The organism is Candidatus Kirkpatrickella diaphorinae, from assembly GCF_025736875.1.
In the GTDB taxonomy this organism is placed as follows: domain Bacteria; phylum Pseudomonadota; class Alphaproteobacteria; order Acetobacterales; family Acetobacteraceae; genus Sorlinia; species Sorlinia diaphorinae.
In genome coordinates this window covers 424807-447087 of the sequence record NZ_CP107052.1, presented here as the reverse complement: position 1 = coordinate 447087, position 22281 = coordinate 424807, and the positions used below count along the sequence as shown (strand labels likewise).

The following is a 22281-nucleotide window of genomic DNA, read 5'->3' as shown; positions in this document are numbered from 1 at the left end:
GCGAATGAGGTTAAATCTTGACAACAGCCACGCAGCCCACGCCTTCCCAACCGAGGGTCGTTGTCCTCATACCGTGTTATAATGAAGAAATTACGATCGGTACGGTCGTCAGGGATTTCAAAGAAGCCCTGCCGGACGCGGATATTTACGTCTACGACAATAATTCGACTGACAAGACAATAGAAGTCGCGAGGGCAACGGGCGCGATTGTTCGGTCAGAGAGGCTCCAGGGCAAGGGGCATGTCATCAGGCGCATGTTCGCTGACATTGATGCGGATTATTACATTCTCGTGGATGGTGATGCCACATATGAGGCGGCCAGCGCGCCGATCATGTTGCAGAAGGCGATGCGTGAGGGCCTGGATATGGTCAATGGCGCGCGCGTCACGGATCGCAAGGCGGCCTATCGGTCGGGACATGTATTGGGCAATAAAATTCTGACCGCGATGGTCACGACGGTTTTTGGCCGACGCCTGTCCGATATGCTTTCGGGATATCGTGTTTTTTCAAACCGCTTCGTTAAATCCTTCCCCGCTCTGGCTGGGGGGTTCGAGACGGAGACCGAATTTACAGTTTATGCGCTGGAGTTGGGCATGCCGATCGGAGAAGTTCCAACGCGGTACGTTGAACGCCCCCCAGGTTCAATTTCAAAGTTAAGGACTTATACTGACGGCATCATCATCCTCAAGACAATCGTCAATTTGTGTAAGCAGGAAAGACCGCTCATTTTCTTTTCTCTTCTGGCTCTTATTTTTGCACTGATCGGACTCGTCTTCGGTGCGCCCATCATTTATACTTATTTTAAGACGGGATTCGTTTTACGTTTTCCTTCGGCTCTTCTGGCAACAGGGTTTGAGATTATGGCAGCCTTATCCATGACCTGCGCCCTTATTCTGGATAGTGTGGCCCTGGCACGTCAGGAGCAGAAGCGCACGCGCTACCTTTCCCTTCCCGGACCGGCATGGATGGATAAATGATCAAGCCATACCGTCGATAACCCGCGCCATTCAATCGCAAGATTTGATTATCGCATTTTGGTGGGACATTGATGAAGCTTTCTCCTCAAATCACGCTTTATGGCGTTCTGACAGCTTGCTTTCTCCTCTTATTCTGTTTCGCCGAACTCCCATTTATGGAGCCGGATTCCGGCAATCACTTCAGGCGCGCCTTTCAAATCGCGCATGGCCAGCTCATCGGTAAAAAAGTCAGTCCGGTGAGCAGTGGCGGGGAGAGCCTCAAAAATTTTGAGGAAGATCAGGCCGCTTACTTCCCCGGATTTTTCGACCGACATTGGAAAGTGCCTGCAGGCGCCCACGTCAAGGCGCAAAAAGATACGATCAACGGCCCTACCGAATACAGCCAATTTTCAAACACTGTCATCTATGAGCCGATTTTCTACCTGCCAGATGCGGTCGCGATCAACATTGCACGGATTTTTGACTTTTCAGTCTTTGATACGATGCATCTGATGAGGGTCCTGACGGCGATCACATCATTCATCATCACACTCATCGCCCTCATGATTGTCCCTGCCAATCGGCGATTTCTCCTCCTCTTCGTTGTAAGTATCCCGGAGGTGTTGCTCTCTTATGCCTCCATTTCCTACGATGCGCTGCTCATCGCCTTTTCCGTGCTTGCTTCCGCCGCATTGTGCAAAGCTTATGAAGCCGAGACATATGAGACGAAACGTGCGGGGCTGATCCTGTTTTTTGCGGTATCCTCCATTATTGTGGCGTCGAAACCGCCTTACGTGTCCATCCTCCTATTTCCCGTTCTGACAACGCCTCTCCTTGCCCTGCCATTCAGGAAAATCCTCGGATGGACGGCCTTATCCTTTCTGCCGACAATATTCTGGGGTGCAATCGGCATTCGTCCTGTCATCACGCCGACATGGGTCGGGCGATCAGACGTAACCGGACAAATTGCCTATCTCCTCCATCATCCCTTCCAGATTTTCAGCATTACTTACAATACGGTAACTCGACATGGCGCGGCCCTGCTGGCGCAATCCATTGGCACGATCCGCTGGTATGGTGCCTGGCTGCCGATATCCTATTACATCTTTGTGGGCATCGCATTTCTGCTGCTTCTCATCGCTTTTGTCGCGCTTATTGTCAGGTCGCGGGGCAGAAGAGTGCCGCTCATCCTGATGTTCCTGAATTTTCCGCTCTGCGCTTTTCTCGTGAGCCTGTCTATTTACCTCACCTGGGATGGGGTCGGTGACGACAACATATGGGGCATTAATGGCCGGTATTTCACGGCCATCATGGTGTTCGTGCCGATCCTGTTTTTCCTGAATGGGGAGTTTTCCGCTTACCTCAAGCGCGCAGAAAAAATCGTCACATATATTTTCCTACCCGTTTCGCTGCTTATTACACTCTGGACGCTTGTTTCACTGAATTACGCTCTGCCGATTTAAGGGCGCTCGGCCGGTCTTCCTCGCGAGAGATATTGAGGCGCGAGGGAGACTGGCCTCACCTTCCCAAAAAATGTCTTTCTCGTAAGCGATTTCATCACCAGCGCTCTCGCGGCCTGACGCATGCGCGAGATCCTCCATAGCTGCGCAATCGACTCAACCCTCCGAAATAATTTCGAACTTACCTCCCTAATTCTCTATCTGGAGTTGCGTGTTTTATAAGTTATTCTCAGATATGTAATGAACGACTGTTCGTTTAGACTTTCATCTTTTTCAATCAACATGAGGTTGTATTTATTTTTCAACTAATGACCGTATTTTTCTTTACAAAATTCATTAAATAATTTTAATTTTTGATCTCACTATTGATTTTGGAAAAACTCATGCGCCTCTGCAAATTGTCAATTTTAGCTCTACCCTTCTCTATTTCGGCCTGTGCTGCGATCATTGATGGCACAAGCCAACAGATTGCGATCAATTCGAACCCGCCGGGCGCTGAATGCGCCGTCTACCGTAATGGGGAGAAGATCGGCACCGTTCAACAGACGCCTTCGAGCGTTCTCGTAAAAAAATCGAAACATGATTTATGGATTGAGTGCGCAAAGCCAGGTTACGAAAATTCCCGGTATCTCAATCACTCCGGCCTGGCTGGCTCGGTATTCGGAAACATCGCGCTGGGAGGCTTTATTGGGGTCGCTGTTGATAGCGCGTCCGGTGCGGATAATAAATATGATCCCGCCGTGAACATCTCCCTCACCAAGTCGGACGATCCAAAGAAGGAAGCGGTCCTGCCGCAATTTTTTGCAAATGGCGACGGTCGGAAGTGACCTGTCCCACGCGTTAATTAGACCTAAGTGCCGGATAGAGACACTCAAATTAAGCAAAGCTCTCTATTCGGCAGAGGGGCTAGCCCACCCACCTTCAATGATGTCACCGAGGATCTGCCCTGACTGGGTTCGGACAATCCGACGCATGAAGGGAGAGATTCCGCCCGAAGTCACTTAAGGGGCAAGCGTGCGCGTCAGATTAATGTCGCGCGCGGGCTGTGCTTATCGTCCTCGGCAAGCTGGCGCGCCCTGCTGGATTCGAACCAGCGACCCACAGCTTAGAAGGCTGTTGCTCTATCCAACTGAGCTAAGGGCGCAAAGCTCTTTAATGGTCGGGGCGCCCGGACTCGAACCGGGGGCCTCTTGTACCCAAAACAAGCGCGCTACCAGGCTGCGCCACGCCCCGAACGCGCGCAACCTAACGCAAACAACGCCCAAGCGGAATGGCAAAAAGAGAAAAAACGTCATTTTGCCGTTTTGATCAAAGGCGGGCTGAAAGCGGGCGCCATATCTCACGGGAAGAGCACCCAGATGTCCTGACGGACTTCACGCGTATAATAATCTGCGCGCGACCGCCCCAAAGGCTTTGCGTAAAGACAGGCAAATGTGGATTCAGGGTATAATTCCCGGACAATTCGCGCTGTCTCGCCTGTATCCACAAGGTCATCAATAATGAGGTAACCCGCGCCACCCGCATCGAGAGGAGGCTGCTCTAACACTTTGACGGTGCCACGCGTTTCTGCGCGCAGACCCGTGTAACTTTCGATTAAGATGGTCTGAACGCGGCGAATATCCAATTCTCGTGCCATGATCGCGGCAGGGATCAGGCCGCCCCGCGCAATAGCCAGAATTCCTCTGTAAGATTTCGCGCCCAGCAGAGTGCGCGCGAGACGGCGCGCATCTGCATGTAGCTGGTCCCACGTGATGGTCAAATACTCCGTCGCCATGCGCATCACTCCTCAAAGAATCACCTGTGTCGCCTCTTTGAAGCCATTCTCACGCGAGAAGAAAGGAGGGAAGGCCGACCTCCCCACCCGGCAACGTCGCACTCATGCTCTTAGTGGGTTGAATGTCATGTCGCGAGCTTTGGCGCAAAACAAGATGGGCCATGCCAGACTTCATCGAAAACATACGATGTTGCTTAGCTCCGTAGCAAACCGACCTTGGATTTCGACATGAAAAGCAAAACGTTTCCTTAGGCGTAGACCCTGACAAAGGAGGATTAAAATTTCCTCTTGGAAAAATAATTTGTGATAAAATTTGAAATGAATCTTACCTTTTTAGAGAAAATCTTTTATTTTTAGGTGATTATGCATAATAAAAACTACTTATAAACTTTTTATAAAATTATTATAAATAATATTTGAGGTCGTGACGTTTTTAATTCGTTTATAATTGGGAGGTTGTGCCATTTATTACAAAAATTAAATAATAATGAAAGAAATCACGTCATGAAAAACATTTTCAATGCCTTAGCGCTTGGCGCCGTCCTTATTTCCGGAATGGGTGCTGCGCTCGCTTCTGATTCAACCACGATTGACTGCCCTTCACGAAAATTACCGGCGGGCGAGCATAAAGGTCGCTTTGAGGAACTGAAATTTCGCGATGGATGGCATGTCGCAAAATTGCTCTTTATCGATGATGCGACGGAGACTGGTTACTGCCTTTCAATTGATCCTAACGCCGACCGGATGGGGGCTCGGTACGCCGCGATTGTCAACGCTTACCTGTTGAGACAGCGTGTCGCCATAAAAACGGATAATAACCAGGAATTCACTGCTTTCACCGCGGCTCAGGATTGAAGAAACATTCAGGCCTGATTTATCCGCATCTCAACTCAGACAAACAGGGCGTTTCTTACGTCATCAAGGGTCCTTAAATCGGGATTATCGCGCACAAATAATGATGCGGGGCCGGAAGCGTCGCGGACACGCGTGCTGCCTCGAATGATGCGCCGATAAAATCTGCCCTCGCACGATATATGCTCACGCAATGTAAGGAAGAATGGTGCCGGGAATGCGTTGAAACACCCCTCCCGGCATCTCAACTCAGCGTCAATCGACGCTGAGGAGACAGGCGCACCCGCATCAGAGCCCTGTAAGGCGACGTGAGACGTGACGCCTAGAAAACCCTTGCCAATTCTGCGTTTTTGATTGAAAAAGTGGCTCCCGAAGTAGGACTCGAACCTACGACCCAGCGATTAACAGTCGCTTGCTCTACCAACTGAGCTATTCGGGACCAGCGACCGATTATCTAGCGAAAGCTTCGTCGTTGGTAAAGCCCTCAAATCGCTTTTTCAGGAGAAAATGATGCGGCCCATATCCCGACGTGCAGTGATGGGCGGTCTCGGCGCATCCGCGATGGCTTTGGGTACCGGCTTTTATCTTACAAGGCCGCATCAATCTGCTGAGCTTGAGAATCATGATGAGATACCGGGTCCACTGCGCATGGCCTGGGCCAATGGTCGGTATGAGCCCATGCTCGCCCTCTGTGAGAATGGTCTTTTTACGCAGCATGGCCTTCATGTGACAGAAGCACCGACGGAGGATGACAATCATTCCATCGACCTCATGAGCCCACCTGACCCTGTCGATATCGTGGTCGCACCCCTTCTGGACTGGATACCAGCATTCTACCGTCCCAACGTCGCCCCGCCCCCGGCGAAACTCGTCTGCAGCATCAGGACCGGATATTACCGCGTTGTCGTGCAGCGTAACCGGCGCATCAATAAAACGGCGGATCTCCGTGGCAAAACAATCGGGATCACGTCTTTCCACGGTGCGGATCGTCGCTTTCTCAGCATTCGGCTGCGACGAAAATTCATGCATCCGACGACTGATGTCACCTGGGTGGAGCTACCCGCATCGGAAATGGCGCAAGCCTTTATTGATGGCAAAATTGATGCGTTCGTCCTGCATGATGATGCCTCCTGGCGTGTGCTCAAAGCGGTTGGCAAGCGCGGGTGGAATATGCTGGATAGTATGACCGGTCTGGCCCGAAACCGCGTGGACCTCGTCCTGGGCATCGCGGACACGACATTGCAGAAATATCCTCAATTGGCGAAACGACTTGCTTCCTGCTTTCTTGCGGCCCAACACGCTTATAAGGGCCAGATTGACGCCCTCATCAAAGACTGGAGCGCGCGCCCTGATGCGCCGAAGGACCTGGCGGGCATGCTGAGACGCCAGACAGGGGGAACTGTTATGACGGATGATCTGCTGCGTGTGCAGGTCGCGCAATATGTGGATGAATTCAAACTGATAAAGCAGATACCGGGCACAACGCACGCCGCCGACATCGCCGCCGCCCTGACATATGAGGTTTGAAGGAGGCGCGTCAGGAGGGCGGCTCTGACGTGGCCGCCTCAAGCGCCGATGTTGCCAAAGCGTCGACGCGGTCATTTTCAGGGTGGCCGCTATGCCCCTTGACCCACACCCAGGTCACATCATGGGGCTGCGCCGCGTCGAGAAGGCGTTTCCAGAGATCCATATTTTTGACGGGATCACCAGATGCGCTGCGCCAGTTCCGCCGCGTCCAGCCGGTGAGCCATCGCGTCATCCCGTCTTTGACATAAGCGCTATCTGTGTAAAGCGTGACGCGACAGGGGCGGGTCAGCGCCTCCAAGGCGGATGCGGCCGCGGTCATTTCCATGCGGTTATTGGTCGTATCAGGGTCGGCGCCGGAAATCTCACGCTCTTTGCCACCAAAGCGAAGAAGAACCCCCCACCCGCCAGGACCTGGGTTGGGACGACACCCGCCATCGGTCCAGGCTTCCACCATCGGGCGTTCCTGCGGGGATTCTTTCATCAGCTCAACTCCAAAGCGCGATTCTTCTGCCAATATTGCAGGCGGTGCATAAATGAAGCAGGGTCCTTACGCGTGACAAGCGCGTCAGCGGGGGTTGAGATCCAGTCATATAAGCGCGTTAGCAGAAAGCGCGTGGCCCCTCCCTGCGCAAGTAGGGGGAGAGCCGCCTTTTCCGCATCGGTCAAGGGGCGGACTGACTGATAACCGGCCAGCATGGCCGCGCTCAAAATCGGGCTTAACTCACGGTCATCCGGAAAACACCAGGCATTCAGCGCGATGGCGAGATCGTAAGCGAGGCGATCCGAACATGCGAAATAGAAATCAATCACCCCGGATATTTTGCCCTCTTCCCCAAAAAACACATTATCCGGAAAGAAGTCCGCATGGATATGTCCGGATGGTAAAGCGTCGGGGCGCGGCCAATGGGCAAGGATGCGCGGCAGGGAATCCGTCATTTGCGCAATAAGCGGCAATATGGGGCCCGCATTATCAGGCGTGGCGGCGTCCTGCACTCTGTTGAGAAGAGGCTCCCAGGCGGCAGGGCCGAAATCATTGGCACGCTGCGCAGCATAACCCCGCGCGGCCAGATGTAATTGCGCGAGGCAATGCCCGGCTTCGTGACACTGATCCGCTGTAAGCTCTGTCGCAGGTCGTCCGGGCAGAAATGTCGTGATCGCCGCCATCTTGCCAAGGAGCGGTCTTAAAACCTGCCCATCCTGCCCGGCGACGGGGCGCGGACATTCCAGGCCGTGCCCATTGAGATGCGCCATCAGGCCCATAAACCATGGCAGATCATCCTGCGCCACGCGCTTTTCAAAAATTGTCAGAATGTAGCGCGCGTGCGTGGTCTGGAGGAGGAAATTGCTATTTTCGACGCCTTCCGCGATCTCCTGGAAGGAGAGACAGGCGCCCAATGCGTAATTTTCCAGAAACGCTGCGAGATCCGCGTCCCCGACCCTTGTATATACCGCCATGATCCGTCCAATATTACGGAAATATCACATCCCCGGGAGATGCTGCGTTAAAGCATATCCCCCAAGGGGCTGGGAAGGCGGAAGGTGACGTTTTCCTCCTTGACGATGCGCTCCTCAATATTCAGCCGGAAGCGTTTGGACATCGCATCCACGATCTCCTGCACCAGTGACTCGGGTGCTGAAGCACCGGCCGTGATCCCGACCGTTTCAACATCATCCAGCACGGACCAATCCAGCGCATCCAGCTTCGGCACCAATAGGGCCGCCTTTGCACCGGAACGCTCCGCAACCTCTCGCAAACGTTGAGAGTTGGATGAATTGGGGGACCCGATGACAATGACGAGGTCGCTCTCCGGCGCAATGGCCTTTACAGCTTCCTGACGGTTCGTCGTGGCGTAGCAGATATCTTCCTTCTTCGGCCCCTCGATAAGCGGAAAACGCTCTCGCAAAATCGACACGATTTCAGACGTATCATCAACGGAAAGCGTCGTCTGGGTGATAAAGGCGAGACGTGTCGGATCTTTAGGCTCCACCCGTCGCGCTTCATCCGCATCGTTAATCAGCGTCACGGCGCCGAGGGGCAATTGCCCCATTGTCCCGACAACTTCCGGATGCCCGGCATGGCCGATCATCAGAATATGCCGACTATCTTCCGACCCGCCGGCAAAATGGCGTTCTGCCTCACGATGGACTTTGGAAACCAGCGGACAGGTCGCATCAAGATAAAGGAGGTTCCGCCTCTCCGCCTCGGCCGGGACGGTTTTTGGCACACCATGGGCAGAGAACACGACATGGCCATCCGCTGGCACCTCATCAAGTTCCTCGACGAAGATGGCGCCCTTTTTTTCCAGGCTTTCAACGACCGTGCGATTATGGACGATTTCATGACGCACATAGACGGGCGCACCGTAACGACGCAGCGCTTCCTCGACAACACGAATGGCGCGGTCAACCCCCGCGCAGAAGCCTCGTGGACCGGCGAGAAGAACGCGCAACGTGCGAATCGTGTCTGTCGACTTCGCCAGATTATCGTCAAGTCGGTTAATCACCGGGTTCTGAACCATCCAAGTCCATCCATGCCTTCATATGGGCGTAAAGGTTTAAGCCGCGTCCGGGCTCCATCGCCAGAAACGTTCAAAATTCGCAAGAGCTGCATATATGTCCCGCGTGAAAGAAAAACGCAAACCATCTGACCCTCAGGGAACATTCGACGCCCTGACGCGCATGAAACTTTATATCGCAACGCTTGCATCTTCCTACGGAAAATGGAACTGTCAGTCATGGTCGCATCGAATTCCAGATTTGTCAGAGTCCCGTTTGCTCTCGCCTCTCTTCTGGCGTTAACCGCCTGCGCGGGTGAGGAACAGGGCGATTTTGCGCCTGTCTGCCCCCATGTCGATGTCGTCCCCCCTGCTTCTGACCTCTATCAGCTGGACTCTGTCGCGCCGAGCACCCATGTGCCCGCTTACCATGTGTCCCTCACCGGCGTTGCAGGAAGCTGCGCCGCCGCGCCGAAAAAAGCCGTTCGCTCCCGCGTAAGTGTCCGTGTCACGCTTGAGCGTGGCGCAACCAATGGCCCCATCAAAATCGATCTCCCTTATTTCGTGGCCGTCACGCGGGACAACAAGGTGCTCGACAAAAAAACCTTCACTCTGCACCTCGCCCTGTCGGAAAATGACGTGCGCGTGACGAAGCTTTCACCGCTTCGCTATATTGATGTTCCGGCCTCGCCGGACCTTCAGGATACGAATTACGCGCTTAAAATCGGCATTCAATTGACGCCGCAGCAGCTTAAATATAATCGCGACCATCTGGTTTCCGGTTATTTCCGCAAGACCGGTCGATAAATTTCTCCCGGGTGGCTGGTCTCTATTCCGGTCGCCGCACGGGAAAAACTCACACGCCAAAGCGCCGAAGAAAAGATAATGGCCCGTCTATGACGACAAAAAGAGAGCTGACATGTCGCGGCCTCCTTATCGGCACGCTGATCACCCTTATTTTCACAGCGGCAAATATTTATCTCGGGCTTAAGATTGGCATGACCATTGCGTCCTCCATCCCGGCCGCGATCATCTCCATGTCCATCTTGCGGGCCCTGAGTCACAGTCATATTCTCGAAAATAATATCGTGCAGACCCAGGCCTCGGCCTCGGCGGCGATCAGCTTCGTCTTCGCGACATTGCCGGCCTTCATTATTATGGGCCACTGGCAAACCTTTCCCTTCTGGCCCGTCTTTCTCGCCACGGCTGCGGGCGGGGTGGCGGGGGTTATCTTCACCGTCCCGCTGCGTCATGCGTTGATTCGCCGGCCGGATTTACCTTTCCCGGAAGGTGTGGCCTGTGCCGAAGTCCTTGAAGCGGGCTTCTCACATCATTCGGGCCGCGCACTGCGTTTACTGAGCATCGCCACGCTCCTCAGCGCCATTTTTACAGTGCTGACATCGGGGACGAAGTGGCTGGCCAGCGGGTTCATTCTGGCCAGGCCATTGGGGCGAGCAATTTTTTGCCTGCAGGGCGCCTACTCGACCGCCCTGCTTGGCGTTGGTTACCTGATCGGCCTGCGTGGCGGGCTGGCCATGCTGCTCGGCGTCGCCATTGCCTGGCTCATGGCCGTGCCGATATTAAGCGCTCACATGATGCGCCTCCCGGACGATCTGCCGATTTTTGACGTCGCCACACAGATCTGGGCTGAAAAAGTGCGTTTTATCGGTGCGGGCGCCATCGCCATCGCCGCGATCTGGACGCTTGTTCAATTGGCACCTGGTGTCATTTCGGGGTTGCGTGCGCTGGCAAGCCGTCGCGATGAGGCGCGACCAGCGGCTGAGGAGCAGGATCTACCTTTAAAATATCTCGTTTTATCCAGCCTTATCGTCGCTGTCGCCCTATTTGGCAGCTTCTTTAATTTTCTGCCCGGACACGGCCCCATGTCGGTTATGCTGGCGCTCGGCAGTGTGTTCCTTTGTCTTATATTAAGCTTCCTCGTCGCAGCCTCGTGCGGCTATATGGCCGGTCTGATCGGCTCCTCCTCTTCCCCGATTTCCGGCATTATGATTATCGCGATCATCGCAATCTGCCTCCTCCTGCGGCTCGCGGAAGCATCACCTTTTTTAAGAGCGCATCTCACGGCGGCCAATCAGTCAATGATCATCGCGTTTACGCTGTTTATCCTGACATCGTTGACGGCATCCGCGGCGATATCCAATGATAATCTCCAGGATCTCAAAACCGGACAGATCCTTGGCGCGACGCCCTGGAAGCAGCAGGTCGCCCTTATCATCGGGTGCATTGTCGGGGCGGTCGTGACGCCGCCGATCCTCAACCTGCTTCATCAAGCCTATGGTTTCCTGGGCGAGAGCCTCGTGGCAACGTCTGCCGCGCCCCCGCTCGCCGCACCTCAGGCGACGCTGATGCTTTCGCTCGCGCGCGGCATCATGCTGGGGCGCATGGATTGGACAATGTTTTCCATCGGGGCCGGGATTGGTCTGGCGATGATCCTTCTGGAAAACTTCTCTAAAGGCAAAGCCTATGCCCTTCCCGCTCTGGCGATCGGTATGGGAATCTACCTGCCGCCCGACGTATCCGTGACAATTGCCTTCGGAAGTCTCGTCGCGTTTTTATGTGTCAAATGGCGCAGCAGGCGCAATCAAGGCACGGACGCGCAGGGTCAGACGCTGATCGCTTGTGGCTTTATTGTGGGAGAGAGCCTGACGGGGATTATCCTCGCGATCACAAACGTCTCCGCGCCCTCCCTTCTGCAACACATGCCCGTGCCCGGCCCGTGGGTTCGGCAATGGCTCGGAGGGTTGGCGTTCCTCGCCGCGGCTTTCTGGATGGCCTCACTGAAATCGGGCGCCGACAAGATGCCGTAACCCTCACGCGCCTCCCGAGGTTAAGCGCGCAAGCTCACCGGATTTTCAGTCTTTCCACCACCGCACTGGCTCCTGCGGATCATAAGAGACCTTGCCCGTCTTGGACCCACGCGGGCTGACGGTTTTCGACACCTTCCCCACCTTAGCGCTTTTCGGCGGCGCACTAGCCGGTTTAGCTGCGACGGTCTTCGACGTTGAAGGCGGCGCTTCATAAGCTTCCCGCAGCGCGACAAGACGCGAATCCTTGTGTTTGACGGCGGTTTCAAGCTCCTGCACCCGCAGGCGCGCATGCATGAGATGCGCCTCCAATTGCTTGATCTGATTTTTTGCGGCGGTCAGCTCTCGCGTGGCAACGTCGGATTTACGTTGTGCGCCGCGTATTTCCTGCTTCATCCGCTCAATCTCGGCGGTGTGGTCTTCAACATTACTCTGCACATGACCGCGCGCATTCTGTCGCGGTATGGCGCAACGCTCAACGATAACGTCACGATCCGCGTTGAAGCGTCGGCGTCGTGGCTCGGGCGCGGCACGGCGATGATTGTTGAAAGACGCTTTCGGGCTGTCACTCTGCTTGCGCGAGCCCAGTCGGTCCAGAGCGCGCCTTAAAGCCTCCTCGCTGACATCCTGCGTATCGTTTGTTGAAGTTTGCTCGACTGGCATGTCACCCGACACTTTTTCTCCTTTCCTGAATTTTGCCATATGAGCATGGGAGGAAGTAACGCGCGTCGGGGTTACCGCCATTAAAGGGCGGCTGACGTCTTGCTCCATTGCCTTTTCCCACTTCCGACAATGACGTCGCGGCATCATCACTTGGCGGGTCGTCCTGCAAAATTCCGTATTTATTTAAATTGTCCGACTGGACATGAGTTATTTGCCTACCAGGATACATCGCGTCATTTGATGCCTGAATAGGGAAGCCTTGACACTATACATAAGTCGGACTGCAATTTCGATGTCACCCCGATGATTATTTTTATAAAAGATTTTTTCGTCGGATATAACATAGTCTTAATTTGCCTCGATATAAGCGTTTGACGTGGCACTTTACCGATAACAACCAGAAACCGTACCATTTAACAAAGTATATGACGCGCGCCCCAATCAGGTGACCTGCGCCGTTAATATTTATATACGATAAATTTTGCAAGATATACACAAATTATTCATTCTTGACCGGTTCCCTGACTTGGCCATATTGTCCATGGGGCCGAATCCCGTCGGAGCATGCCTGTCTGGTCGGCCTCCGCGCCGCGACCGTTCTGCGCTTTCAGTTTATTCCGGGTGGCACATCCCCGCATTGAAAAAGGTGACTGGCGGACATGAAATTTCTGCAACGTGTGGCGCTGTTTTTTGGTGGTCTCTATGGCGCTGTCGGGGTGGCGCTTTCCGCTTTGGCGAGCCACGTCTCCGCCGAAATCCTCGTGACAAACGGGCGTGACATGTTGCGTGCAGCTTCCCAGATGGACTCGCTTCACGCCGTGCTCATTATCGCGCTGGCATTAAGTCAAAAGCCGAACTTCATTGTCGCAACGCTCGGTTTTATCGTGGGAGTCCTGTTTTTCTGCCTTCCTGTCATCCTGGCCGCCTTTGGCTGGATCGACAGGGCTTATGGCGCCCCTGTCGGCGGGGTGCTGCTTATGGTGTCCTGGCTTTACCTCGCATTTGCCGCGATCGGAGGCCGCGCCACAAAGCAGCAGAGATCAATTGAAGACTGAGCGCCACGATAAAGCAGGCCGCGATGATCGTGACCATAATAAGCTGCTCACGCCCTTTTGCGGTTTCAATGCCGAGGGGCGCGTAAAGGCTGTTCCACCACCGACTGCCCGCAACCTGGTTGACCCAGTGGGCAAGAAGGGTGGACCATCTGACAAGAAGGACGAAGCCGATGGTCAAACCTGTCAGAACCAGCGTGCGCACTAACGTGACGCGGATCGGCACCTCGTTTTTATCCAACTGTTTAGTGTGTCTCATCGTCATAAATATGCCATTTTCGAAGGATGAGAATGCCGCCTCAGGCGCTGCCGCGCTGAATTCAGGCGCGACATTTCTCGCCTCCCCCTTTATCTAGCAGGGATCTCAACATGACTCTACGTCGTATCGCCCTCATGGGCACAATTTTGATCTCCCTTTCCGCGTCGCCCTTATTGGCGGACACGGCTGAAATCGCCCCGCCAAGTTTCGATGGTTCCACCACGATCGTGCCGGACGCCAAACCCTACCCCGACCCTGCCCTTGCTAAACAACAGGTTGAGGAAGCCTTCGCCACCGCAGGCAAGACGCACCGCCGGGTATTGCTGGTTTTCGGGGGCAATTGGTGCCCGGACTGCCGCTTTCTCGCGGGCGTATTTTCCCAGCCGGATGCAGCGAGCTGGCTTGACGCCCATTTCGTCGTCGTGCCCGTCAATATCGGTCGACTGGACAAAAATCTTGAAATTGCCGCGCATTACGGCGTGACAGTGCATGAAGTCCCGACAATATTGCTTGTCACGCCCAATGGTAAATTGCTGAATGGCGACAGCGCCAATGTGCTCGGTGACGCACGGGACCTTTCCCCGCAAAGTGTCATTGACCAAATCGTCGCATGGAATAAACGCGACTGATCCGACCTTTCCGGGCGCAGTTTCATGCGGCGCCCGGCGCTTAATTCCAGAGCAGTTCCTCAACCTCATGCATGATTTCGGGCAGAACGTCCGTGCCGAAAGGTGAGATCAGACCCGCTTTTTCAAGCAGGGTGAGAAACGGATAGGTTCCTCCCAGAGCACTCAGGCTTTTGAAAAGTTCAATGGCGTAACCGGAATCAATCCGACTGGAGAGCCAGATCTGCATCGCGCAGCAATCAGACAGGGCGGTGTTAATGGCGGAAAAAGGCTTTTCAAAAAGGGCGTCCTCCTGCTGCCAGGCGCGGCGTTCCTCAAGCCAGACGCCGTCCTGTCCCTCCCGCCACGGGAAGTAAATTTTCTCAAGCTCATGCCACGCTGTCATGCGCTGGTCATGTGACCATTCGGGGTGGTCGTAAATCGCGTGCTCGAAGCCATCAATAGATGCGGCCCGCACGAGACCAAACAGGATTTTCAGGAGAAACTGCCGACGATAATCGGCCGCGCCACCCTCTTTCAGAAGGCGCTCAACGTGCCCCATGGTGAGCAGGCCGAGGGCTTTCGGTGCGATATCGGCCGCCTCCGGCGTGGGGAGGAGATATTCATACAGGGAAAGGGAAGCACCCTGCCAATATTGATAGGCACGGCCCAACGCATCTGTCACGATCGCGACGTCCTGGGGCTGGCCGTTACATTTAATCGCGATGAAGGGCGCACCATCTTTAAAGGGCGCGGGCAGAACCTTTTCCCCCGCCGCGCCATCCGGATCGTTTTCAAGAGAGACCTTGTCCTGCGATAGCAACTCCCGAGAAAGCTGCGACAAGGTCTGATCCGCATCAATATCGGACAAAATACCGAGAGTACGATCAAACATGAGGCGCGCCCCGCCGATCGGGCTGACCGTCCTGAACGCAGTCAGAATTTCCGCCTCCAACGCGTCGATGGCGCGCCCGCCCGTCTCCAGCTGACGGCGCTGCATATAGGCTTTCAGCAGAGGCACAACATGGGCGCGTATACTGGCATGAAATTGCAATATCTCTGCCGGGCCATAATCAAAACGGTAAAGACGTTCATAGGCCAGGTCGCGGTAATGATTGAAACCCAGCGCCGTCGCGAGGGAAATGCGGGTTTTGATGAGCTGATCGAGACAGGCCGCGATGTCCGGCGCGGCATCACGCCCCGCCGCCCCCTTCTCGGTTTGCGAGACTTCGAACGGGGGGCGTTGACGCTCACCCTGCGTGGGGATCAGCGCGTCCGAATGCGCGGCCCATGCGCGCCTGAACTGGCTGACATAGCGCGCCTCCTCAGCGGCGCCCTCATGGGCCGCATAACGCGCCGCCGTCAAATCCGCTTGCCATAGACGCATGACGTGAGGGCCAAGATGGCTCAGAGCGGCTTCAGCGTGATCGCGCAATATAATCTGTTGGATATCGAGGACATCCCGCGCCCAGATATTGGCCATTTCCTCCAGGGAGGGCGTCGCATCACCTTCCTGCGCGGCGGGCTGCTGATTGAGCCGATATCGGAGTTGCTGCGACTGCCAGGCGGTAAAACTGCGTCGCTTTGCGTCAAAAAGCGTCAAACCGGCGGCAATATGTCCCGATTGCAGTAACGAACGAACAGCGTCAGCATCAGCCCGTAACGTTGCCGCATCCATATGGGGTATAGGTTGGTCCTCAAACGTTATCGGTATTGATGTCATCGGACCGTTAAACCCTCCCGTGAATGTGATCGATCTTTCTTCAACCCCGCAAATTCTGCACGAAATCTTTGATGCGCGCGATGGCCTCTGTCAAATCAGCGTCGGAAGTCGCGATGGAAAGCCTTAAATAGCCCGCTTGCCCGAAAGCGGAACCCGGAACAGTTGCAAGATGCGCCTCCTCCAGAAGGGCCTCAGCGACGGCCACGTCGTCTTCCAACCAACGTCCGCCCGGCGTGGTAAGGCCGATGAGGCGTTGAACACCCGGGAAAAGGTAGAATGCCCCATCCGGCCGGGCACAGCTCAGCCCCTCAATGCCTTGCAGGGCAGAAAGCACATGGTCCCGGCGGCGCTCATAGACCGCGCACATCTCAACACGCCTGGAAGGATCGCTCTGCAAGGCCGCCACCGCGCCAGCCTGCGCCAGGGTGCAGACTCCTGACGTGGCATGGCTCTGGATAGTCGTCATGGCGCGGATCAAACCTGCCGGACCCGCTCCGAACCCGACTCGCCAACCCGTCATGGCATAGGCCTTTGACATACCATTCACGATCAGCACGCGTGACGCGAGGTCTGGCGCGACATTCAGCAGGGATACATGCTGGCGATTCCCGAATGTCAGATGTTCATAAATTTCATCCGACAGGATCGCCACATGCGGGTGACGCCGAAGCACCTCCGCGATTGCGAGGAGGTCTTCCTCCTCGAGCACGGCGCCAGTCGGGTTGTTTGGGAAGTTGAGAATGACCCATTTTGTGCGGGGCGTTAAAGACGCGGCCAAAGCCGACGCTGTGAGCCTGAAATTGTCACTTTCCCGACATTCCGGAAATTTCGTCACGGCGCCGAACATTTGCGCGACAAGCGGGTAACTTACCCAGTAGGGCCGAGGAATAACGACTTCACCCCCCGGGTCCAGAGTCGCCGCAAAAGCATTATAGATCAGCTGCTTACCGCCATTCCCGACAAGGATATTCTCAGGTGCGAAATGCAGATGATTGTCCTGCGCGAATTTCTGGATGATGGCGTCTTTAAACGAAGGCATACCGCCAATCGGGGGGTAGCCCGTCTGCCCCTCTTGCACAGCCTGGATTGCGCCCTTCAGCGCCACTTCAGGGGATGGGAAATCCGGCTCCCCCAAAGCCAGGGAGATGACGTCAGCGCCTTGCGCCTTAAGCGCCCGCGCGCGGGTCGACATCGCAATGGTGGCGGAAGGGGGCAGATTTTCAAGGCGGCGCGAGAGTTTAACGTCCATTGACCGAGCCCACCCTGCTCAATATTGCGTTGACCGCGCGCCGTGACTCATCCAAGTTCGGCGCAGAACGCGATGATGCGCGCGCAGGCCTGCTGAAGCACGGCGCGATCAGCCGCGTAGGAGATGCGGAAATATCCAGGATGGAGGAAGGCACGCCCTTGCACGGCGGCGACGCCTTTTTCCTCCAGAAGGCCTGCCACGAAATCCGCATCGGAGGACAGCACGCGCCCTTGCGGCGTCTTTTTGCCAAGAAAATTCTCGATTGCGGGGAAGACGTAGAATGCCCCCTGAGGCGTGGCGCAACGCATATCGGGGATTTTGGCCAGTTCGGCAAGGACGAGATCCCGCCTTGCCTTATATTCCGCCAGCATGGGCGGCAGGAAATCATGCGACCCCGTCAGGGCGGCAACCCCGGCCGCCTGCGCGATGGAACATGCATTGCTGGTGCTCTGCCCCTGAAGCTTCGTCAGCGCCTTGATCAGGCCCGTTGGCGCGGCCGCGTAGCCGATCCGCCAGCCCGTCATGGCATAGGCTTTGGACAGGCCATTCATCGTGACAGTGCGTGACCGCAATTCCGGCGCCACCTGCACGATGGTGCAGGCCTCGAAATCATCATAGACGAGCTTGGCGTAAATATCGTCCGTCAGCACCCACACATGCGGGAAATCCGCAAGCACCTCAGCCAGAGCCCGAAGTTCCGCCCCTGTATAAGCCGCGCCTGTCGGGTTGCAGGGGGAGTTGAGCACGAGCCATTTCGTGCGCGGCGTCAGTGCGGCGCGCAAAGCATGGGGTGTCAGCTTAAAGCCCTCATGCTCCGATGTCGGGATAATAACGGGTGTGCCATCTGCCAAAGCGACGATATCAGGGTAGGAAACCCAGGCAGGTGACGGAATGATAACCTCATCCCCCGCATTGAGCGTCGCCACGAAAACATTGTAAATGACCTGTTTTCCACCCGTTGAGATGATAATCTCATCCGGCGTGTAATCCAGACCGTAATCAGCGTTCAGTCGCGCGGCGGCGGCCTCACGAAGCTGCTTGGTGCCCGCAACATCGGTGTAATGCGTGTCCCCGTCCCTGATCGCTTTGACGGCGGCTTCACAAATATGCGCGGGCGTCGCAAAATCGGGCTCGCCAGCGGAGAGGCTGAGAATGTCGCGCCCGGCAAGGCGGAGTTCCCGCGCCTTCTGCGTCATGGCGATCGTCTGGCTGGGTGAAATACGGTCGAGGCGGGCTGAGATGACGGACATGATTTTACCCTTGTCCCGAGAGCCGCTTGATCTCCTGCAGGATCGCCGCGACCATCACCTCCGTCCCGACGCGCGCCGTACCGGGGGTCATGATATCTGCTGTCCGCAGGCCGGTATTGAGGATATTTTCAATGGCCGTCTCAATCAACCGAGCATCTTCATCCCGATCAAAAGAGTAGCGCAGCATCATCGCAAAAGATAAAATCTGCGCAATCGGGTTCGCGATACCCTGCCCCGCAATATCCGGGGCCGAACCATGGATCGGCTCATATAAGGCGGCGCGGCGTCCATCTTCCTTGAGCGGGCCCAGCGTGGCGGAAGGCAGCATCCCGAGAGAGCCCGTCAGCATGGAAGCAAGGTCCGAAAGCAGGTCACCGAAGAGATTACCCGTGACGATAACGTCAAACTGCCGCGGGTTCCGGACAAGCTGCATGGCGCAATTATCCGCCAGCATGTGGGTCAGGGTGACATCAGGATATTCGGCCTGCTGCAATGATGTCACGACCTCGCGCCATAAGAGACCGCTTTCCATGACGTTGCTTTTTTCAACCGAGCACACATGCCCCTGACGTTTGCGCGCTGCATCAAAGGCCACGCGCGCCACGCGCTCAATTTCGGGGGTCGTGTAAAGCTCGGTATTAATGCCGCGACGCGTGCCATCCGGCAAAGTCTCGATACCACGCGGCGTCCCGAAATAAATGCCCCCGACAGTCTCACGCACAATCAAAAGGTCAAGCTTAGAGACATATTCCGCTTTAAGGGTGCTCGCATCCGCCAGCGCGTCAAATACCTGCGCCGGGCGCAAATTTGCGAAAAGATCAAGTTCCTTCCGTAACGCAAGGATTGCAGCCTCCGGGCGGAGGTTGAAATCGACATGCGCCCATTTTGGGTCACCGACCGCGCCGAAGAGGATGGCGTCAACCTCATGCGCGCGCTGGATTACCTCATCCCGGATCGGGACGCCATGCACCTCAAGCGAGGCGCCGCCGACAAGCTCCTCCGCAATATCGACATCAAGGCCCCGATAAGCGCGAAACCAGTTCACGATTTTCGCGACTTCGCGCATCACTTCCGGGCCGATACCATCTCCGGCGAGGACCAATATTTTTTTTGATGAAGTCATTTTGCCACCTCTTCCGTGATGGAGGGGAGCCAGGACGCCTGCTCTGCCCGTCGCGCCTCAAAGGCGTCAATCTGTTTTTCGTGAATGAGGGTCTGGCCGATATCGTCCAACCCTTCGAGAAGCAGGCGCCGCCGGAGCGGGTCGACATCGAAAGGGATCTCGGCCCCATCCGGGGTGACGACGACCTGTCTTTCAAGATCAACCGTCAGACGCGCATTGGCGCCCAGGCGTGCATCCTCCATCAGAGCGAGACAGACTTCCCGCGGGAGGCGCACGGGCAGAATGCCGTTTTTGAAACAGTTATTAAAAAAAATATCAGCGAAACTGGGCGCGATAACGCAACGGATCCCGAAATCCAGCAAGGCCCAGGGCGCATGTTCCCGCGAGGAGCCGCAGCCGAAATTATCAAGCGCGATCAGGATTTGAGCCTGCCGATAAGGCGCCTGGTTCAGTACGAAATCGGGACGTTCCTGCCCGTCCTCATCATATCGCTGTGCCGCAAAAACATGCTGGCCCAGCCCCTTGCGGTGAATGGTTTTTAAAAACCGCGCTGGGATGATCTGATCCGTATCAACGTTTTCAGCCGCCATGGGCGCGGCGAGAGCGGTGAGCTGGGTAAATTTATCCATTACGCACCCCTCCGCGCATCGACAAAACAACCGGCAATGGCCGCCGCCGCCGCCATGGATGGGGAGCAAAGATGGGTGCGGCCCCGCGGGCCCTGACGCCCTTCAAAATTTCGATTGGAGGTTGAGGCGCAACGCTGCCCGGGAAGGAGCCGATCCGGATTCATGCCCAGACACATGGAGCAGCCTGCCTCACGCCACTCAAACCCGGCATCCAGAAAAATACGATCCAGCCCTTCCGCCTCGGCCTGCGCTTTGATGAGGCCGGAGCCCGGCACCACCATCGCCCTGACATGCGCCGCCACGTGCCGCCCTTTTACCACTTCAGCCGCAGCCCGCAGATCCTCAATTCGACTATTGGTGCAGGAGCCGATGAAAGCGACATCAATGGGTGTGCCGGAGAGGGATTGCCCGGCTTTGAGCCCCATATATTCCAGCGCGCGCTGCCATTGCGCCGCCCTTGCCGGGTCGTCACAATTTTCGGGGTCAGGCACGACCTCATCAATGAAAATAACATTTTCCGGGCTATTGCCCCAGGTCAGGGCGGGGCGGATCGTTGCCGCGTCGATCGTCACTTCCCGATCAAAAACAGCCCCCTCATCCGTATGGAGATGGGACCAGTGGCGACAGGCGGTCGTGAACGCCTCCCCCTTCGGGGCGAAGGGCCGGTTTTCAATGTAAGCGAAGGTCGTCTCATCCGGGGCAATCAGACCAGAACGCGCTCCGGCCTCAATCGACATGTTGCACAAAGTCATGCGGCCCGCCATGTCCAGCGCCTCAATGGCGGGACCGGCAAACTCAATGACATGACCCGTGCCACCTGCCGTTCCGATCTCACCGATAATGGCGAGGGCGAGATCCTTCGCCGTCACGCCCGGAGGGAGCGTGTTTAAAACGGTGACACGCATGTTTTTGGAGGGTTTCTGCAGCAATGTCTGGGTTGCGAGCACGTGCTCAACCTCAGACGTGCCGATACCGAAGGCTAAAGCCCCCAATGCCCCATGCGTCGATGTGTGACTGTCGCCGCAGACGATCGTCATGCCGGGCAGGGAAATGCCCTGCTCCGGCCCGACAACGTGCACAATCCCCTGTTTCGGAGACCTTAAGGGGATATAGGGCACCCCGAAGGCTTTGACGTTTGCCTCAAGCGTTTCGATCTGGAGCCGACTTTCCGGCTCCGCCACGGGTGCGGAACGGTCCGTCGTCGGGACGTTATGATCCACAACCGCGACCGTCGCATCGACGCGGCGGACTTTCCGCCCCGCCAGGCGCAACCCTTCAAAAGCCTGCGGGCTCGTCACTTCATGGAGGAGATGCCGGTCAATATAGAGGACGCAGGTACCATCTGAAAGCTGCTCAACGACGTGGTCCGCCCACAGCTTGTCATATAATGTCTGCGCCATCGCGCCCTCCCTGACACCGGATTTACTCCTGTTTAAGATTATTCAGCCGGTTTTGCCACATCCCGGGGGCGCTCGGCAATACGTGCTGACTTGCCGCTGCGATCACGAAGATAGTAGAGCTTCGCGCGACGGACCTTGCCGCGACGCACAACGGTGATCTCGGAGATATTCGGCGAGTAAAGCGGAAATACGCGCTCCACACCCTCACCATTTGAGATTTTGCGCACGGTGAAATTGCTGTTGAGGCCCTTATTGGAGCGCGCAATCACAACGCCTTCATAAGCCTGGACGCGCTCACGCGTGCCTTCAACAACGCGCACACCGACGCGCACCGTGTCACCGGCCTGAAACTCGGGAACGGCGCGGGAAGCGGTCAGGCGCTCAATCTCGCGCGCCTCATATTGCTGGATCGTATTCATGATGGTCTCCTTGGTAACAA

General features: G+C 55.9%; 21 protein-coding genes and 3 tRNA genes. 9 read left to right on the top strand and 15 right to left on the bottom strand.

Annotated features, from left to right (window positions below):
• Positions 1 to 14 precede the first annotated feature (14 nt).
• From N5W20_RS01995 to N5W20_RS01985, 3 genes are all read left to right on the top strand, one after another.
• Positions 15 to 977, top strand: coding sequence for a glycosyltransferase family 2 protein (locus tag N5W20_RS01995; RefSeq protein WP_408869426.1), 963 nt, complete (start codon positions 15 to 17; stop codon positions 975 to 977).
• Between the two features lie 71 nt (positions 978 to 1048).
• Complete coding sequence (locus tag N5W20_RS01990; RefSeq protein WP_319807260.1) at positions 1049 to 2419, top strand: DUF2142 domain-containing protein; 1371 nt, start codon at positions 1049 to 1051, stop codon at positions 2417 to 2419.
• Positions 2420 to 2781: 362 nt separating this feature from the next.
• Positions 2782 to 3243 carry a PEGA domain-containing protein gene (locus tag N5W20_RS01985; protein ID WP_319807259.1) on the top strand — a complete coding sequence of 154 codons (462 nt, stop codon included), beginning with the start codon at positions 2782 to 2784 and terminating at the stop codon, positions 3241 to 3243.
• 240 nt (positions 3244 to 3483) lie between these two features.
• On the opposite strand, the gene N5W20_RS01980 is transcribed toward N5W20_RS01985, so the two are convergent.
• From N5W20_RS01980 to gpt, 3 genes are all read right to left on the bottom strand, one after another.
• A tRNA-Arg gene (locus tag N5W20_RS01980) sits at positions 3484 to 3560 on the bottom strand.
• Positions 3561 to 3572: 12 nt separating this feature from the next.
• Positions 3573 to 3649: transfer RNA gene (locus N5W20_RS01975), tRNA-Pro, on the bottom strand.
• A gap of 106 nt (positions 3650 to 3755) precedes the next feature.
• A complete protein-coding gene (gene gpt / locus N5W20_RS01970; RefSeq protein WP_319807258.1) occupies positions 3756 to 4190 on the bottom strand; it encodes a xanthine phosphoribosyltransferase in 435 nt (144 codons plus the stop codon).
• Between the two features lie 504 nt (positions 4191 to 4694).
• Between gpt and N5W20_RS01965 the strand changes: the two genes are divergently transcribed.
• The gene (locus N5W20_RS01965) at positions 4695 to 5045 is read left to right on the top strand and encodes a hypothetical protein (protein WP_319807257.1); all 351 of its coding nucleotides are present in this window, start codon (positions 4695 to 4697) and stop codon (positions 5043 to 5045) included.
• Positions 5046 to 5405: 360 nt separating this feature from the next.
• Here N5W20_RS01965 and N5W20_RS01960 read toward each other — a convergent pair.
• A tRNA-Asn gene (locus N5W20_RS01960) sits at positions 5406 to 5481 on the bottom strand.
• A gap of 68 nt (positions 5482 to 5549) precedes the next feature.
• Between N5W20_RS01960 and N5W20_RS01955 the strand changes: the two genes are divergently transcribed.
• Entirely contained in the window at positions 5550 to 6569 is a 1020-nt protein-coding gene (locus N5W20_RS01955) for an ABC transporter substrate-binding protein (protein WP_319807256.1), read from the top strand.
• Between the two features lie 10 nt (positions 6570 to 6579).
• On the opposite strand, the gene rnhA is transcribed toward N5W20_RS01955, so the two are convergent.
• The 3 genes from rnhA to ispH are packed head-to-tail and all read right to left on the bottom strand — an operon-like array spanning position 6580 to position 9088.
• A complete protein-coding gene (rnhA, locus tag N5W20_RS01950; RefSeq protein ID WP_319807255.1) occupies positions 6580 to 7050 on the bottom strand; it encodes a ribonuclease HI in 471 nt (156 codons plus the stop codon).
• Positions 7050 to 8024, bottom strand: coding sequence for a homoserine kinase (locus tag N5W20_RS01945; RefSeq protein ID WP_319807254.1), 975 nt, complete (start codon positions 8022 to 8024; stop codon positions 7050 to 7052). Before N5W20_RS01945 ends, rnhA begins: the two co-directional genes overlap by 1 nt.
• Positions 8025 to 8071: 47 nt before the next feature.
• A complete protein-coding gene (ispH, locus tag N5W20_RS01940; RefSeq protein WP_319807253.1) occupies positions 8072 to 9088 on the bottom strand; it encodes a 4-hydroxy-3-methylbut-2-enyl diphosphate reductase in 1017 nt (338 codons plus the stop codon).
• A 216-nt stretch (positions 9089 to 9304) separates the two neighbouring features.
• Between ispH and N5W20_RS01935 the strand changes: the two genes are divergently transcribed.
• Positions 9305 to 9871 (top strand): hypothetical protein, encoded by a 567-nt coding sequence (locus N5W20_RS01935; protein WP_319807252.1) that lies wholly within the window; start codon positions 9305 to 9307, stop codon positions 9869 to 9871.
• A gap of 89 nt (positions 9872 to 9960) precedes the next feature.
• On the top strand, positions 9961 to 11892 hold the full coding sequence (locus N5W20_RS01930; RefSeq protein WP_319807251.1) for an OPT family oligopeptide transporter: 1932 nt from the start codon (positions 9961 to 9963) through the stop codon (positions 11890 to 11892).
• Between the two features lie 45 nt (positions 11893 to 11937).
• Here the strand turns inward: N5W20_RS01930 and N5W20_RS01925 are convergent, their stop codons facing one another.
• Positions 11938 to 12660, bottom strand: a complete 723-nt coding sequence (locus tag N5W20_RS01925) for a coiled-coil domain-containing protein (protein ID WP_319807250.1) — start codon at positions 12658 to 12660, stop codon at positions 11938 to 11940.
• Between the two features lie 551 nt (positions 12661 to 13211).
• Here N5W20_RS01925 and N5W20_RS01920 point away from each other — a divergent pair.
• Positions 13212 to 13607 (top strand): DUF423 domain-containing protein, encoded by a 396-nt coding sequence (locus N5W20_RS01920; protein WP_319807249.1) that lies wholly within the window; start codon positions 13212 to 13214, stop codon positions 13605 to 13607.
• A gap of 366 nt (positions 13608 to 13973) precedes the next feature.
• Positions 13974 to 14492 carry a thioredoxin family protein gene (locus tag N5W20_RS01915; protein ID WP_319807248.1) on the top strand — a complete coding sequence of 173 codons (519 nt, stop codon included), beginning with the start codon at positions 13974 to 13976 and terminating at the stop codon, positions 14490 to 14492.
• 40 nt (positions 14493 to 14532) lie between these two features.
• Here N5W20_RS01915 and N5W20_RS01910 read toward each other — a convergent pair whose 3' ends face one another.
• Genes N5W20_RS01910 through rplS form a run of 7 tightly spaced genes read right to left on the bottom strand, consistent with a single transcriptional unit; the run spans position 14533 to position 22261 of the window.
• Positions 14533 to 16191 (bottom strand): gluzincin family metallopeptidase, encoded by a 1659-nt coding sequence (locus N5W20_RS01910; protein WP_319807247.1) that lies wholly within the window; start codon positions 16189 to 16191, stop codon positions 14533 to 14535.
• 40 nt (positions 16192 to 16231) lie between these two features.
• Complete coding sequence (locus N5W20_RS01905; protein WP_319807246.1) at positions 16232 to 17440, bottom strand: pyridoxal phosphate-dependent aminotransferase; 1209 nt, start codon at positions 17438 to 17440, stop codon at positions 16232 to 16234.
• Between the two features lie 47 nt (positions 17441 to 17487).
• A complete protein-coding gene (locus N5W20_RS01900) occupies positions 17488 to 18690 on the bottom strand; it encodes a pyridoxal phosphate-dependent aminotransferase (protein WP_319807245.1) in 1203 nt (400 codons plus the stop codon).
• 4 nt (positions 18691 to 18694) lie between these two features.
• The gene (gene leuB / locus N5W20_RS01895; protein ID WP_319807244.1) at positions 18695 to 19813 is read right to left on the bottom strand and encodes a 3-isopropylmalate dehydrogenase; all 1119 of its coding nucleotides are present in this window, start codon (positions 19811 to 19813) and stop codon (positions 18695 to 18697) included.
• The gene (gene leuD, locus N5W20_RS01890; RefSeq protein ID WP_319807243.1) at positions 19810 to 20442 is read right to left on the bottom strand and encodes a 3-isopropylmalate dehydratase small subunit; all 633 of its coding nucleotides are present in this window, start codon (positions 20440 to 20442) and stop codon (positions 19810 to 19812) included. The genes leuB and leuD overlap by 4 nt, the downstream gene beginning before the upstream one ends.
• Positions 20442 to 21842, bottom strand: coding sequence for a 3-isopropylmalate dehydratase large subunit (gene leuC, locus N5W20_RS01885; RefSeq protein WP_319807242.1), 1401 nt, complete (start codon positions 21840 to 21842; stop codon positions 20442 to 20444). Before leuC ends, leuD begins: the two co-directional genes overlap by 1 nt.
• 38 nt (positions 21843 to 21880) lie before the next feature.
• A complete protein-coding gene (rplS, locus tag N5W20_RS01880; protein ID WP_319807241.1) occupies positions 21881 to 22261 on the bottom strand; it encodes a 50S ribosomal protein L19 in 381 nt (126 codons plus the stop codon).
• Positions 22262 to 22281: the final 20 nt, after the last annotated feature.

Excerpts from the sequence above, each read along its gene's own strand:
- rplS (WP_319807241.1), bottom strand. The coding sequence starts at position 22,261 with ATGAATACGATCCAGCAATATGAGGCGCGCGAGATTGAGCGCCTGACC.
- N5W20_RS01920 (WP_319807249.1), top strand. The coding sequence starts at position 13,212 with ATGAAATTTCTGCAACGTGTGGCGCTGTTTTTTGGTGGTCTCTATGGC.
- leuC (WP_319807242.1), bottom strand. The coding sequence starts at position 21,842 with ATGGCGCAGACATTATATGACAAGCTGTGGGCGGACCACGTCGTTGAG.
- gpt (WP_319807258.1), bottom strand. The coding sequence starts at position 4,190 with ATGGCGACGGAGTATTTGACCATCACGTGGGACCAGCTACATGCAGAT.
- N5W20_RS01900 (WP_319807245.1), bottom strand. The coding sequence starts at position 18,690 with ATGTCCGTCATCTCAGCCCGCCTCGACCGTATTTCACCCAGCCAGACG.
- N5W20_RS01915 (WP_319807248.1), top strand. The coding sequence starts at position 13,974 with ATGACTCTACGTCGTATCGCCCTCATGGGCACAATTTTGATCTCCCTT.
- N5W20_RS01955 (WP_319807256.1), top strand. The coding sequence starts at position 5,550 with ATGATGCGGCCCATATCCCGACGTGCAGTGATGGGCGGTCTCGGCGCA.
- N5W20_RS01990 (WP_319807260.1), top strand. The coding sequence starts at position 1,049 with ATGAAGCTTTCTCCTCAAATCACGCTTTATGGCGTTCTGACAGCTTGC.
- rnhA (WP_319807255.1), bottom strand. The coding sequence starts at position 7,050 with ATGAAAGAATCCCCGCAGGAACGCCCGATGGTGGAAGCCTGGACCGAT.
- N5W20_RS01935 (WP_319807252.1), top strand. The coding sequence starts at position 9,305 with ATGGTCGCATCGAATTCCAGATTTGTCAGAGTCCCGTTTGCTCTCGCC.
- N5W20_RS01905 (WP_319807246.1), bottom strand. The coding sequence starts at position 17,440 with ATGGACGTTAAACTCTCGCGCCGCCTTGAAAATCTGCCCCCTTCCGCC.
- leuD (WP_319807243.1), bottom strand. The coding sequence starts at position 20,442 with ATGGATAAATTTACCCAGCTCACCGCTCTCGCCGCGCCCATGGCGGCT.
- N5W20_RS01945 (WP_319807254.1), bottom strand. The coding sequence starts at position 8,024 with ATGGCGGTATATACAAGGGTCGGGGACGCGGATCTCGCAGCGTTTCTG.
- leuB (WP_319807244.1), bottom strand. The coding sequence starts at position 19,813 with ATGACTTCATCAAAAAAAATATTGGTCCTCGCCGGAGATGGTATCGGC.
- N5W20_RS01925 (WP_319807250.1), bottom strand. The coding sequence starts at position 12,660 with ATGGAGCAAGACGTCAGCCGCCCTTTAATGGCGGTAACCCCGACGCGC.
- N5W20_RS01930 (WP_319807251.1), top strand. The coding sequence starts at position 9,961 with ATGACGACAAAAAGAGAGCTGACATGTCGCGGCCTCCTTATCGGCACG.
- N5W20_RS01965 (WP_319807257.1), top strand. The coding sequence starts at position 4,695 with ATGAAAAACATTTTCAATGCCTTAGCGCTTGGCGCCGTCCTTATTTCC.
- N5W20_RS01910 (WP_319807247.1), bottom strand. The coding sequence starts at position 16,191 with ATGACATCAATACCGATAACGTTTGAGGACCAACCTATACCCCATATG.
- ispH (WP_319807253.1), bottom strand. The coding sequence starts at position 9,088 with ATGGTTCAGAACCCGGTGATTAACCGACTTGACGATAATCTGGCGAAG.